Source organism: Gammaproteobacteria bacterium (genome assembly GCA_013001575.1).
In the GTDB taxonomy this organism is placed as follows: domain Bacteria; phylum Pseudomonadota; class Gammaproteobacteria; order Steroidobacterales; family JABDMI01; genus JABDMI01.
Genome location: JABDMI010000031.1, coordinates 1 through 13,295 on the forward strand (window position 1 = coordinate 1; position 13,295 = coordinate 13,295).

The 13,295-nt window shown below is 47.0% G+C and carries 14 protein-coding genes; 3 read left to right on the forward strand and 11 right to left on the reverse strand.

Annotated features, from left to right (window positions below; genetic code table 11):
• The 3 genes from HKN88_02850 to radA form a co-directional block, all read right to left on the reverse strand.
• Positions 1-422: hypothetical protein (locus HKN88_02850; GenBank protein NNC96991.1), on the reverse strand; the 422-nt coding region annotated here is incomplete at its 3' end.
• Positions 423-539: 117 nt separating this feature from the next.
• Entirely contained in the window at positions 540-2,012 is a 1,473-nt protein-coding gene (locus HKN88_02855) for a capsule assembly Wzi family protein (protein NNC96992.1), read from the reverse strand.
• A 101-nt stretch (positions 2,013-2,113) separates the two neighbouring features.
• A complete protein-coding gene (radA, locus tag HKN88_02860; GenBank protein ID NNC96993.1) occupies positions 2,114-3,490 on the reverse strand; it encodes a DNA repair protein RadA in 1,377 nt (458 codons plus the stop codon).
• Between the two features lie 225 nt (positions 3,491-3,715).
• Between radA and HKN88_02865 the strand changes: the two genes are divergently transcribed.
• The 3 genes from HKN88_02865 to HKN88_02875 are packed head-to-tail and all read left to right on the forward strand — an operon-like array spanning position 3,716 to position 7,868.
• Entirely contained in the window at positions 3,716-6,277 is a 2,562-nt protein-coding gene (locus HKN88_02865) for a protein kinase (GenBank protein ID NNC96994.1), read from the forward strand.
• A gap of 4 nt (positions 6,278-6,281) precedes the next feature.
• Entirely contained in the window at positions 6,282-7,106 is an 825-nt protein-coding gene (locus tag HKN88_02870) for a Stp1/IreP family PP2C-type Ser/Thr phosphatase (protein NNC96995.1), read from the forward strand.
• Between the two features lie 36 nt (positions 7,107-7,142).
• Positions 7,143-7,868, forward strand: a complete 726-nt coding sequence (locus HKN88_02875; GenBank protein NNC96996.1) for an FHA domain-containing protein — start codon at positions 7,143-7,145, stop codon at positions 7,866-7,868.
• A gap of 90 nt (positions 7,869-7,958) precedes the next feature.
• On the opposite strand, the gene alr is transcribed toward HKN88_02875, so the two are convergent.
• The 8 genes from alr to HKN88_02915 form a co-directional block, all read right to left on the reverse strand.
• Positions 7,959-9,092 carry an alanine racemase gene (alr, locus tag HKN88_02880; GenBank protein NNC96997.1) on the reverse strand — a complete coding sequence of 378 codons (1,134 nt, stop codon included), beginning with the start codon at positions 9,090-9,092 and terminating at the stop codon, positions 7,959-7,961.
• A 17-nt stretch (positions 9,093-9,109) separates the two neighbouring features.
• Entirely contained in the window at positions 9,110-10,507 is a 1,398-nt protein-coding gene (gene dnaB / locus HKN88_02885; GenBank protein NNC96998.1) for a replicative DNA helicase, read from the reverse strand.
• 230 nt (positions 10,508-10,737) lie between these two features.
• Positions 10,738-11,190, reverse strand: a complete 453-nt coding sequence (rplI, locus tag HKN88_02890) for a 50S ribosomal protein L9 (protein ID NNC96999.1) — start codon at positions 11,188-11,190, stop codon at positions 10,738-10,740.
• Positions 11,191-11,195: 5 nt separating this feature from the next.
• Complete coding sequence (gene rpsR, locus HKN88_02895) at positions 11,196-11,426, reverse strand: 30S ribosomal protein S18 (protein NNC97000.1); 231 nt, start codon at positions 11,424-11,426, stop codon at positions 11,196-11,198.
• Positions 11,427-11,437: 11 nt separating this feature from the next.
• Positions 11,438-11,842: a 30S ribosomal protein S6 gene (rpsF, locus tag HKN88_02900; GenBank protein ID NNC97001.1), complete on the reverse strand. Its 405-nt coding sequence runs from the start codon at positions 11,840-11,842 to the stop codon at positions 11,438-11,440.
• Between the two features lie 314 nt (positions 11,843-12,156).
• A complete protein-coding gene (locus HKN88_02905) occupies positions 12,157-12,435 on the reverse strand; it encodes a GIY-YIG nuclease family protein (protein NNC97002.1) in 279 nt (92 codons plus the stop codon).
• Positions 12,436-12,526: 91 nt separating this feature from the next.
• Positions 12,527-12,808: a hypothetical protein gene (locus HKN88_02910; GenBank protein NNC97003.1), complete on the reverse strand. Its 282-nt coding sequence runs from the start codon at positions 12,806-12,808 to the stop codon at positions 12,527-12,529.
• Between the two features lie 76 nt (positions 12,809-12,884).
• On the reverse strand, positions 12,885-13,169 hold the full coding sequence (locus HKN88_02915; protein NNC97004.1) for a hypothetical protein: 285 nt from the start codon (positions 13,167-13,169) through the stop codon (positions 12,885-12,887).
• Positions 13,170-13,295 lie beyond the last annotated feature (126 nt).

Genomic DNA, 13,295 nt, shown 5'->3' on the forward strand with positions numbered 1-13,295 from the left:
ACCGGCGCAAATGTGGTGGGTACGCCTGAGAACAGGTCATAACCAAAGGGCTCTAACTCTGCCACTTCTGCCTGGTACTCTCTTGTGGCCAAACAATCTGAAATTAAAGCATCGTAATTTTCTACCAAGACCAGATCGCTGTTTTCTGCTTCACACTCAGTCAACCATTCTTGTTGTAATTTTTCCTCGGCTTCCTGTTGGTCTTTATCGTTTTCAGCATCGTCCGCTTGCTCTTGCGTGTCATCCCCGGGCAATGGCAAGACCACGTCAGGCTGCTCCAATGGCTGACCTTCACCCTTACCCATTTCTTTTTGCAATTGCTCAAGCAGGATTTCCTTATCGCTGTCGGACAGACTTTTTAATATGGCCAGTTTTTGCTGTTCCGAGACCGAGTCCAGATCAGGGATTGCGGCATTTGTCATGTTACTCTGAAAGCCAAGCGCCACTATAAAGATAAGTATGTAAAGAGTTTTTTTCATAGGTTTGTTACCAATAAGTCGACTGTTGCTAATTACGCGACCGTGTAAAATGTTAAATAATTAATCCAGATGTTTTGTGAATTCAAGTCCGATCATTAAGCCAGACACATCATCACGCGGAACATCAAAGTCCTGGTAGCCGATATTGCCACGTACACGCCCCCAGGCGTTGTTCGAGGTACGCGCCAATTCAAACTGAAAACCATCAACAGGAACATTGGATTTGGAATGGAAATTATCCGGCGCCCGATTTAAATTCAATTTATGCAATTGCATTTGCCAGTCAACTTGTGAATCATCACTCAGAATTGCTGCAAAGCTCAAGGAGCGTCCATCACCATCAATCGCATGACCTATAGATTCACCGCGATGCCGATAGCCACTCTGGTAAATGCTGTGCGTGTAGGCACAATTCAATTTGGGTTTGCTTTCTAAAAAATCACAGGCCGTGTCGGCGTATTCCAGCCAGACTCTGAGGTTCTTGTTGAATATTGTCTGACTGTGCTCCATTCCAACCAACCCCATGTAACGACTTGGAAAACCTCCGGCCTCGTCTTCGCCAATGGCTTGTGCGTAGAGTGCTAGATCAATGGGCAATAAGCCCTGCTTCCAGCGAATATCGAAGCCCGCCAGCTGATTACCCGGTTCTGTACTGGCGTCCAATCCGTCAGAACCGCGATTGTCTTGCCCCAACAAGAGATCCAGTAAACTGTCTGAGGTGGTTGGTCGCCCATCACCGCCCCACTGGGCGGTACGGCTTAAGCCGATCTCCAGATTGTACCTGGGTTTAAAGGTCAGTCGCATCCCCAGATGATAGGGATTGGGAATAACCCGATCACTTTCCAGCTGACCCGCGGTGATCATATAGTTCCAGGGGCCCATCCAGCTCAGCCATTTACTTTGAAAAGGCTTAACAAAATTACGTTGCAGCGCGATCCCGGGAATGGGACGTGCATTATTCGAATAGATCAAACTGCCCTGCCAACCCGGCCCCCACCATTTATCCACAGCGCCGGCACTTATAATGGTATTTCCAAACACGCCGGCCACATACGAGCCATCCAGGCGTACGTTTTTGGCGTCTTTGGCATTATCCGCCAATTGCACATCAATACGAAAAGCAAAACGATTGCTTAATTGCGAGATTGATGCACCAACCTCGAGATCGGAACGCGCTATATCACTAAAAGATCTGACTAAAGGCACTTCGCGACTCGCTGCTCCCGACACCGTGCGGCGTGTTTGTTGCAGATTTTTTTCGCGTTCTATTTTGCGTTGCAGTCGATTGAGTGAATCCAGCTGCGACTGATTGAGGTTTTGTGTGGCGGTAAATCTCTGCAGATCAGCATCGACACTGGCGACCGAGAGCGGCCAGGTACTGATGGGCGACGTGATCACACCAGCGTCGGCAAGCATGGTAATGTCATGCCGCAATAATGTATCGCCCGCGTGTAACCAGGGTTCAGCGTGTGCTGCAGCTGCTACCCATGCGAGATTAACTATTAACAAGAATGCTTTAATTGCTGATTTCATTGATTTTTTACTTATCGACCCATCGCCTATAGCGCGCCATTTTAACAATTAATTGTCTGAATTTCTTAGACTTTTTACTTTAGCGAGCAAATTCGATGCATTCAGCTAGAAAGAAATTCCTGCTTTAAGTTTTGCAACATGGAAACGTGTTCCACCGCAATACAACGCAATCCTTTAATGGCTTTTTTGGGTTGGTTATTTTTTGGTAGAACACACACCGAGAACCCCTGCCGTTGCACCTCTTCCAGACGTTCCTGCCCATACGGAACCGCCCTGACCTCGCCAGACAAACCGACTTCGCCAAAAGCGCAACATCCCGGAGGCCACGGGCGATCATCGTAAGCTGACATCACCGACATAATTACTGCAAGATCGGATGCCGTTTCGTTGGCTTTCAGCCCACCAACCGCATTCAGGTAAACATCGTGACCAAACAAAGCCAGGCCTGTATGGCGATGCATGACCGCTAACAGCATATTCAAACGTTGTGTATCAAGCCCCACCGCAATGCGTTTGGCCTGGGGCAAGGGAGATTGGTCTACCAGGGCCTGGATCTCGATCAACAATTGCCGCGTTCCCTGACGGTTGGCAAAGTACACACTGCCGGGAACCGCCTGACTTCGATGTTGTAAAAAAATTGCCGACGGGTTAGTTACCGGTTTAAGACCGGATTCAAGCATGGCAAAAACCGCCAATTCATCAGCCGCACCAAAGCGATTTTTCACCGCTCTAATAAAGCGATAACGACTACTCGGGTCACTTTCAAAATACAACACCGTATCCACCATGTGCTCCAGTACCCGTGGCCCGGCCAATTGACCTTGTTTGGTTACATGACCGATCAAGACTACGGCGATATTTTTTAGTTTGGCGATCTGCACCAAGGCCGCGGTGCAATCGCGTAGTTGTGAAACCGTACCAGCCGCGCTACCCGATTCATTCGTGGCTAATGTCTGGATGGAGTCGATGATCAAACAGGCTGGTCGGGTTTTTTCCAGTTGCTGCAGAATGATTTCCAGACGCGTTTCGGCCATGAGTATCAGGTCTTGGCAGTCCGGGATATTCAAGCGCTTGGCGCGCAAGGCGATCTGCTGTAAAGATTCTTCACCACTGACATACAACACAGGCCTGGTTTGGGCGATCGCGGCGGCGGTTGAAAGCAATAAGGTCGACTTTCCGATTCCCGGGTCCCCACCCAGCAACACCACTGAGCCCGCCACCAAGCCACCGCCTAAAACTCGATCAAGTTCAGGGTCACAACTGGACCAGCGTAGACTGTCCGGACCAGCTTGAATACTGGCCAAAGTACTGGTTTGGCTGGCGCCCGCGTACTGATTACGCGGCCCTTTGGAGCCCCGTGCCGGAGCGTTAATCTCCTCCAGACTGTTCCATTGGCCGCATTCACCACACTGGCCTTGCCATTTCGGAAAGGCACTCGAGCAGGCGCTACATATGAACTGGGTCTTGTTTTTCATAATTGTTTTGGTCTAAATCCCTTAAATTGTGAGCCAGGTATCAGATTACTCACGCAATCCTAGGTAGCCTTGACTGTATAAGCTATAATCTTGTGTTAAATCAGGATTTTACTTGCATAAGCTGTGCTGGCTTGCCAGTTGCAATACAAGCACCGCATTATAACCAGCCTGAGTTGCACAATCGCAATTCATGCCTAACAAAAATAGAAAATCGGGAAAAACACATTCATGCGTCTAGGACGTTCTCTTCGAAACGGATTGATCTGCTGCCTGAGCTTCGCCATTGTTGCGGGCTTGCTGGCGTCGGGGTTTTTCCAGAACATGGAGAACCGGGTTTTTGATGCTCACATGCGCAGCCATCAATTATTGGTGAACGAAGACATTGTGCTCATCACGGTTGATGATTACAGCGTTGAGAAGATCAGCGAATGGCCTATTTCTTCTGACCTGATCGCAAAAACTTTTGATTATATTATCCAGGGCAATCCCAGCATTCTCGTCTCCACCAACCAGTTAGCCCAGTTTGCCCAGGACGACAGTACCGGCGTATTGCTGGATATGCAGGAAGAGATCAACTTGCGCAAGGCTTTACTCGAGAGCAATGGCAATTCCAGTGATCCGGTTTTAAATTTGTTGCAAGAAAAAATGGATGACATTCTTGCCCTGGTCGATGACGAGCAAAAACAGATCACTAACATCGCGCAATCCAATAAATTAATTCTACCTTTACAACTGCATCCTATCGATGCCGACTCACATTCTCTGGACGTACCGGATAACCAGTTACCCAAGATTTTGATTCAGAATTTCACCGCTTCTGATTTTGAATTGAATGAACAGGCGTATAAATTAAAATTGCCTATATCCGAGATCATGCACGTTCCGGCAAGTATCGGTCATGTCAATAAAACTCCTTCAAGTGATGGCGTAGTGCGTAAAGAAAAATTTTTCTGGCCACTTGGCGATAAATTAATTCCGTCACTCGCATTGCGCACACATTTACAACATACCGTAAATACGGAAGATCGCTTTCAAAACAATCCCGTATTTTTGCCAACGCAACTCACCACAGGCCCGCAGGGGCAATTGCAACTTGCAGATCGCAGCTTGAATTTTCCGGATACCGGAAACCTGTATACGCGTTTTTATTCCGGCCAACGTAGCGATCTGTTTGAGCAATACAGTTTTTATGATGTGTTTACCGAGTCAATTCCCGATAAGAGTTTTGAAAACAAGATCGTATTGTTTGGATTGACCGCTGCAGGCATTACGCCACGCGTTAAAGTCAGTTCCGGTCAAAATCTTGCCCCGGTGGAATATCTTGCACATGCCTCCTCCAGCATGCTGAATGATGACTGGGTACGTCGCGGCAACAATCAACGCATTACAGAAGTTGTTATCTATTTACTCATCGCAATTTATGTAGTGTTCATTGCTCACCGGCTTAAATTACTGACCAATATCATTCTTACCGTTTCCACGGCGCTGATGCTTTTGGTGTTTGAGTTTGGCTCACTTGAGTTTTCCTACTGGTACAAACTCGTGACACCTATGTTTTTCTTGCTGTGGTGCATGATCTTGTTGAGCATTATCAATTTGCGCCAGCGTGAAAGCAATTACGCGCGACTTGGACTTGAACGCAATGAAACCAACCTGCAACTGGGGCTGGCCTTCCAGAATCAAGGCGCACTGGATCTGGCATTCGAAAAATTTCTGGCGTGTACTCCGGATAACAAAATGCTCGCACCTTTGTACAATTTGGGCATCGAATACGAACGCAAGCGTCAATTTGCAAAAGCATCAACTGTCTACGAACACTTGATGAAAATTGATGCTGAGCATCTCGATGTTCCCAAACGCTTGCATCAGACCAAAACTATGGCCATGAACAGCACCCAGCAATCCTTTGATACCGGTTCACGCTTAACCAGTTTATTGCACAGCAATGCCGACATCGAAAAGCCCCGCCTGGGTCGCTATGAACTGGAGCGTGAGATCGGGCGAGGTGCGATGAGTATTGTGTATGCCGGAAAGGATCCTACGATTAACCGGACGGTGGCCATTAAAGTTCAAAACTTCAGCGGGGATGACCAAAAAGTCATTGCCAAGATGCGCGCCAGATTCCTGACCGAAGCAAAAACGGCCGGTCTGCTCAATCATCCCGATATTATTACCATTTATGACATTGGGGAAGAAACCGACCTGATCTACATTGCCATGGAATACCTGAATGGCGAGTCACTTGAATCCAGGATAAAGAATGACCAACTGGACAATTTAACCATTATGGATATTTCCATTCGCATGGCCAAGGCACTGGATTACGCGCATGAAAACAAAGTTGTACATCGTGATGTAAAACCATCCAACATTATTTACGATTCCAAAGAAAATACTGTGCACCTGACCGATTTTGGCATTGCGCGCTTGCAAGACGCTCACCTGACCCAAACCGGGCAAGTGCTCGGTACGCCATCGTATATGTCTCCGGAACAAATTACTGGCAAGCGCGTGGACCATCGCACTGACCTGTTCTCGCTCGGGGCAACCATTTATCAACTTTTCACCGGCAAACTGCCGTTTCAAGCCGATACCATGGCAACTTTGTTGTACAAGATCACCATGGAAGACCCGATTCCATTTGACGCAATTCGACCAGACCTGCCGGATGAATTGGCTCGCATAATTAGCAAACTTTTGCAAAAAGACCCCGATGATCGATATCAAACAGCATCCGAGCTTGCAAAAGCACTGGAAGACTGCAAAAATAGCCTGAAAAATACAACTTAAATCCATGAATATAAACGGAAAAGTACATCACATAGGACTTACGCACCCCGGTCGTGTGCGTGAATTAAATGAAGATGCTCTGGATCATGATCTGGAGTACGGGGTTTCTGTGCTTGCCGATGGCATGGGTGGTTATAACGCCGGTGAAATTGCTTCAGAGATTACCGTCCGTACCGTTGTAGAAATGGTTAAGGCAGGACTGGGTAAACTGGAAAAAACCGCGCAAATTGATTCTGAAACCGGATTTACCTGGGAAAGTATCGTTTTACGAGATTCGGTCAAGCGCGCAAACAAGATCGTTTACCAGACCGCCAATAGTAAAGACGAATATCATGGCATGGGTACCACGGTAGTCGCCTGCCTGTTCTTTGACAACCGGATATCGATCGCTCATGTGGGTGACTCGCGTTGCTATCGATTGCGTGCCGGTAATTTTGAACAATTAACCACCGACCATTCCTTGTTACAAGAATTGGTATCACGAGGCTTTTACTCCAAGGAAGAAGCGGCTCGCTCCTTGAACAAAAACTATGTGACCCGGGCTGTGGGCGTCGATAATTCGGTGGAAGTTGACATAATGGAGGATATTGTCAGGGTTGGCGATATCTATTTGCTTTGTTCAGATGGTCTTTCTGATATGCTCGAGGATGAGGATATTCACTTAACTATCAGGACGTTTAGTGATAATCTTGATATTGCTGCTAAACAATTGATCGAATTAAGCAATGAACACGGGGGCCGCGATAACATCACGGTCAGTCTTATCCAGGTTGTGAAATCTTTTGAAGCCAGTAGAGGCTTTTTTAAGAAACTCGTTAGCTGGTTCTGATAACTGTTTGGATAACAAAGAAAATAGGAATTAATAATGGCTCGTTTGATCCTTAGCCTGGACGGAAAAGTTCTCGCTGAATACAACATGACAAAAGAACGCTATACCATCGGTCGTCTTCCTGACAATGATGTGCGTGTTGACAATACTGCCGTGAGTGGACACCACTCGCTGATCATAAACATCTTGAACGATTCGTTCCTGGAAGACTTGAACAGCACCAACGGAACCTACGTGAATGGCAAGCTGGTCAAAAAGCACGCCTTGCAACACGGTGACGTCATCACCATCGGGCAGCATCAGTTACGTTACGTTGACGATGCTCACGATGATCAGGCCGATCCCGACGAGTTTGAACGCACCATGATCATTCGTCCCGGCTCTGCCCAACAACCGAATGCTCCAAGCCTTGACTCGGTAAATAAAGCCGTGGCCAGTATGGATGCGGAAGCTGCACCTATTGAGGCATCGAAACCGGCCAAGTTACCTAAAGGCAAACTTCAGGTTTTGAGCGGCAAATTTGCCGGTAAAGAGTTGATACTGACCAAGGCATTGACCACACTCGGTCAACCCAATATTCAAGTGGCTGCAATCAGTCGTCGCTCGGAAGGTTATTTTATTATTCATGTCGAAAGCGGCAAAGCCGGAAACTACCCGGTGGTTAATGGCGATCCAATCGGCCCGCAAGCCAAACCGCTCAATGATAATGATGTCATTGAATTAGCCGGGGTAAAAATGGGCTTTTTCCTGATCGACGATTGATCCACAAATATTGATCAACATAAAAAAACCGGACTAAGTGTCCGGTTTTTTTATGTCTGCTTGGTATTGTTGATGCAATCAAATTTGTAATCAAACCACCTCATTTGCCACACGCTGAGTAATTCCACATACCAGGGTATACGGAATGGTTTGCGCACACTCGGCTACAGTTTCGACCGCTAACTCATCTCCCCAGAGTTGTACCCTGGATTGCAAACGGGCTTGCGGCTGATTCGTTAGATCGATCGTAATTAGATCCATGGAAACACGACCAACCAATTGACACTCAACTCCGTCCACCATAACCGGTGTGCCATTAGACGCTTGCCAGGGATAACCATCACCATATCCAATACTTGCGATACCTATTCGAGTGTCTTTCTCAGCTCTCCAGTTCTGCCGATAACCCACGGCTTCTGACGCTTTTACCGTTTTAATCGCGATGAGTCTGGATTCCAGGCTCATCACCGGTTTTAGATCGAATTCACGCCCGGTTTGTTGTTCGAAAGGTGCGATACCGAATAAGGCAATACCGGGCCGCACCCAGTCTTCACTGATGTCTGCCCCGGCCAGCAAGCTACCGGAATTTTGCAAACTGAATTGATAGTCTTGCGAACCGGAATCTTGCAAGAATGCCTGGCGAATACTGTCAAATGCGTGTGCCTGTGCCTGATTGAACGGATCCTGACTATCATCGGCGTTGGCCAAATGGCTCATCACAATCACAGGTTTGGAGAAGAATTTCTGTAACTGATTAACGCGTGCCTTAACATTTTGAAGCACTGACAAGTCGAGTCCTAGGCGATGCATGCCGGAATCAAACTTTAGCCATACCGCAAAACCGCATTGTTGAGAATCATTCAGGCCCGAACAAAAATCTTCACAAGCTTGTAATTGAGACAACTGATGAATAACCACATCCAGTTGCATGCGGTCAACCACACGCCATTCATGGGGAGTGTGCACCCCGCCCAGAATCACGATGCGCTGCTCGATGCCCGCCTCACGTAACCACACGGCCTCTTCCAGGCGCGCCACACCAAAGGCATCCGCGTCGGGTAAAGCACGAGCCACATTGAGCAGTCCGTGTCCATAGGCATTGGCTTTGAGCAAGGCCAATACTTTTGCACCTTTCGCCATTTTTTGTAAACGTGCGTAGTTGTGCCTGAGTGCTGCGGTATTAATGCGGGCGCTACACGCCGCTTCAACTGGAGGGCTTTTCATTCTAGTCAATTGAACACTTAATCCGGCAAGTAATCTATATCCGGATAATCGTTGGGAATGAAATTCTCGAATTTGGTGTATTCGCCCAGGAATTTTAAAACCACGGTATCGGTTGGGCCATTACGTTGTTTACCAATAATGATATCCGCCTGGCCCTTGCGTGGATTACTCGGGTCCTTGTTATAAAAATCATCGCGATAAATAAAGGTAATGACATCGGCGTCTTGCTCGATCGCACCGGATTCGCGCAGATCAGACAAAACCGGTTTTTTATCCTGGCGTTGCTCGACACTACGATTCAATTGCGACAAGGCGATCACCGGAACTTCCAGTTCACGCGCAAGCGCTTTAAGACTGCGCGAGATCTCCGATATTTCGGTGGCACGGTTTTCCGAACCGCCCTGCACTTGCATCAATTGCAAATAATCCACCATCACCAGTCCAAGGCCATGTTCGCGTTTGATGCGGCGGGCACGCGCACGGATCTCGTTGGGCGACATGGCCGGGGTATCATCAATAAAGATCTTGGACTTTTTCAACAGACTCATGGCCGAACTCACCGAGTTCCAGTCTTCGGGCTGTAAACGCCCGGCCCGCAAGCGGGTTTGATTAATGCGGCCCAGTGAGGAGATCATGCGCATGACCAGTTGCTCGGACGACATCTCCATGGAAAAGATCACGACCGATTCGCCCAGTCCAATGGCCGCGTGTTCCGCCATATTGACCGCCAGGGTGGTTTTCCCCATGGACGGTCGACCCGCCACAATGATCAAGTCACCTTTTTGTAATCCCGAGGTCAGGTTATCGAATTCGGTGAAACCGGTCACCAGACCGGTGTATTGACTGTCGGATTGTTCCAGTTCTTTGAGGCGATTGAACACCGGGCCTAGAACATTTTTGACTTCCACATAACTTTTGCCCGAGCGGCTATTGCGTTCGGCGATGTTAAATACCATGCGCTCGGCGTCATCGACCAGATGTTTGATCTCACGCCCTTCGGTCTCGTACGCGCTTGAGGTGATACTGCTGCCCACTTTGATGAGGGCGCGTAAGGTAGAGCGCTCGGTGACCACTTTGGCGTAGGCTTTGATGTTGGCGGCACTCGGAGTGTCTTTGACCAATTGTCCCAGATACGCCAATCCGCCCACTTGAGACAGTTCATTGTTCTTTTCCAGATAATCCGACACCGTGATGACATCAAAAGGTTCGCTGAGCTCGGCCAGATGCGCAATCGCCGCAAAGATCTTGGCATGGTCCTGGCGATAAAAATCGCCGGCCATGAGTTTTTCGCCCACTTCATTCCAAGCATCATTTTCCAGCATTAAACCGCCCAGCACCGATTGTTCGGCCTCCAGGGATTGCGGGGGCACACGCAAATGGCTCAGATTCTCTCTGGAATTATCACTAAAAGGCATATCACTGACATTAGCAGGATAATCGGGAATATCGCGTGGGTCGTGCATAGGAATTTGACCGGGTTTACGGGGTGAAAGTATTCAATTTGCAGATTATCACATGTGTCTGTGGGTTGTGTGTGAACATACTGTGCAAAAGTCGTATCCGGCTAACTTATACGGGTTTTTGCGAATTTTGGGCATAAAAAAACGGCACACCAGGCGCCGTTTTTTCAGGATACAAAGACCAATTAAACGGCTTCGCGTACCACCTTGACCGGTACTTCAACATCCACATCAACGTGTAAATGCAATCCAACGGTGAATTCACCCAGCTCACGGATCGCGCCGTCTTTGAGACGTACTTCTTTGCGATCAACCGGAACTCCGGCATCCGTACAAGCCTTGGCGATATCCGCGGTTCCAACAGAACCGAATAACTTGCCCTCTTCACCGGCGTTTGCACCAATTTCAAGAGTCAGTTTAGACAGCTGTTCGGCACGCGCGGTTGCAGTATCCAGTTCGGCTTTGGCTTTGGCTTCGAGTTCTGCACGCAGTTTTTCGAATTCAGCCAGATTTTCAGCGGTCGCCAATTTGGCTTTGCGTTGCGGGATCAGGTAATTGCGGCCAAAACCGGCTTTTACCGTGACCTTGTCACCCATGGCGCCAAGATTCTCAACTTTTTCTAGGAGTATGACTTCCATGCTGCTTATACCTCGTGGTTATCACAGTAAGGCAACAAGGCAAGATAACGTGCCCGTTTTACTGCGGTGGCTAACTGGCGCTGGTAGAAATTACTGGTGCCGGTAATACGACTCGGTACGATCTTGCCGGTTTCAGTAACATTCGATTTGAGCATGCCAATATCTTTGTAATCAATTTCTTTCACTTTGTCTGCGGTAAAACGGCAGAACTTGCGACGACGTGGTGCGTAGGCCATGTGCGTTCTCCTTATTCTTCAGAATCTGCAGGCGCAGACTCGGCAGGTTGTTCGGCAAGCGTGGCAGCCGCTTTGGCTTTACGCTCGTCTTCTTTAACTTTCTCTTGAGCCAGAACCGACACATCAGTGATGGCTTCATCACGACGTACCACCATGTGACGCATCACATGATCGTTAAAGCGGAACGCTTCGGTGAGTTCGTTAAGCGTGTTTTGCTCACACTCAACATTGAACAACCAGTAACAGGCTTTGTGAAAGTTTTGGATAGGGTAAGCCAATTGACGACGACCCCAATCTTCGGAACGGTGAACCTTGCCACCTTCGCTGGTAATGATGCCTTGATAGCGTTCTACTAACGCAGGCATTTGCTCGCTCTGACCAGGATTGACCAGAAACACAATCTCATAATGACGCATTGTTTTTTCCTTTTGGATTAGTAGCCGACCTGTACGTCTCACAGGTTCAGCAAGGAGGTGAAAATGAGCGCGAATTATACGCTGCTTAACAAGTCAGCACAACTTGATAATTAGTTGTTTAGAATCAATGGGTTATGATAAATATCAGGCGGACTTTCGTGGCTACTCTTAGAAATATGATCTTTATGCTGAAATTGTTGGCCAGGGCTTGAGTGATGTGGGATGTTTTAGCAGCTTAACACCTGCGGCACTTGCGAGCGATTACGCGAGCCTAATAGAGCGCGCTACGCGCGAAATAATCATGCCAGTACTTGTTATACGATTTTGTAAGTTTTGTTGTATTTTGGGGTATGCATTTTAATTAACTTTTTTTCTAACGCGCTGTATTCCTTTTTACTCTCTATATGAATATATTCCCACGAAGTAAATTCTTTATCTGAATCCTTTCTTGTGTGCTCTGCAACACGAAGAAGACAATTCCAACCTTTGCCGATATAGACGAGTTCATCTTGGTCAAATAGAAAATACAAACCAGACAGATTGCCTTCTAGCTTAGAACTGGATTTCCTTAGCTCCTCAATGTCTATGTTCATTGTTCTTTATGTGGGCGTATAACGTTGCAAGCATGGGCCGGAAAAGCGAAGCTTTGGAGGTCCTGCATGCCTTGCCTTGTTAAGTGCTTTTTTATATTTTGGTAAATTGACCATAACCAATAATTTTACCTTCCCATAGTTCGAATTCAGTACCAACATTTATTTGTGGTAAAACAAGATCAGGGGATAAAAACAGCAATTCTGTTGTGAATGTATCACCTGGTTTTATCTCATGCTTTGTATCGTATATAAACCGTGCATCAAAATATGAATTATTAATTTTTAAAGGACAGCCAAATTTTACATCTTTTGGTAGTGCGTGATTGCGTCCGCCATCATCAATGCTCATTAATTTGATACGTGCTTCTACCACTTTCCTTAATTCCTTTTTTACCACTTAACGTTTGAACTAAACGGCGCCGCTTGCGGCGTCCAATTTAAGTGACTTGTTATATGCTTGCATCAGTTTTTACCATTTTCAACAATATATCCTTGCCACGTAACTTAATTCTACCAATAGCCCAGGTATTAATTAAACCCTCAAGCTCAAATAAATCTGCGGTGCTAATTTGAGCCAATAATTGAGACTTTTCATCATTACTGAATTTATGCTTTGTATCTTCAATGCACCAATTACTAATGCAATCAGCTGCTGCTGATTCAATTGATACAGATTTAGACTGCATCATGTATGAACCGCCTTCGTACTCAAACATTAGTGTAAATAATGGCATATAACGCCTAGCTAACAGGCAGCCACGTAGTGGCTGTCCCGGTTCAGCGCCTTGTTATGTGCAAACCGCACTAAAAGTTAACACAATCTTTATTAATTGATTTCCAGTATTCATATAAACCACTAA

Excerpts from the sequence above, each read along its gene's own strand:
- HKN88_02855 (NNC96992.1), bottom strand. The coding sequence starts at position 2,012 with ATGAAATCAGCAATTAAAGCATTCTTGTTAATAGTTAATCTCGCATGG.
- HKN88_02865 (NNC96994.1), top strand. The coding sequence starts at position 3,716 with ATGCGTCTAGGACGTTCTCTTCGAAACGGATTGATCTGCTGCCTGAGC.
- HKN88_02870 (NNC96995.1), top strand. The coding sequence starts at position 6,282 with ATGAATATAAACGGAAAAGTACATCACATAGGACTTACGCACCCCGGT.
- HKN88_02875 (NNC96996.1), top strand. The coding sequence starts at position 7,143 with ATGGCTCGTTTGATCCTTAGCCTGGACGGAAAAGTTCTCGCTGAATAC.
- alr (NNC96997.1), bottom strand. The coding sequence starts at position 9,092 with ATGAAAAGCCCTCCAGTTGAAGCGGCGTGTAGCGCCCGCATTAATACC.
- dnaB (NNC96998.1), bottom strand. The coding sequence starts at position 10,507 with ATGCCTTTTAGTGATAATTCCAGAGAGAATCTGAGCCATTTGCGTGTG.
- rplI (NNC96999.1), bottom strand. The coding sequence starts at position 11,190 with ATGGAAGTCATACTCCTAGAAAAAGTTGAGAATCTTGGCGCCATGGGT.
- rpsR (NNC97000.1), bottom strand. The coding sequence starts at position 11,426 with ATGGCCTACGCACCACGTCGTCGCAAGTTCTGCCGTTTTACCGCAGAC.
- rpsF (NNC97001.1), bottom strand. The coding sequence starts at position 11,842 with ATGCGTCATTATGAGATTGTGTTTCTGGTCAATCCTGGTCAGAGCGAG.
- HKN88_02905 (NNC97002.1), bottom strand. The coding sequence starts at position 12,435 with ATGAACATAGACATTGAGGAGCTAAGGAAATCCAGTTCTAAGCTAGAA.
- HKN88_02915 (NNC97004.1), bottom strand. The coding sequence starts at position 13,169 with ATGCCATTATTTACACTAATGTTTGAGTACGAAGGCGGTTCATACATG.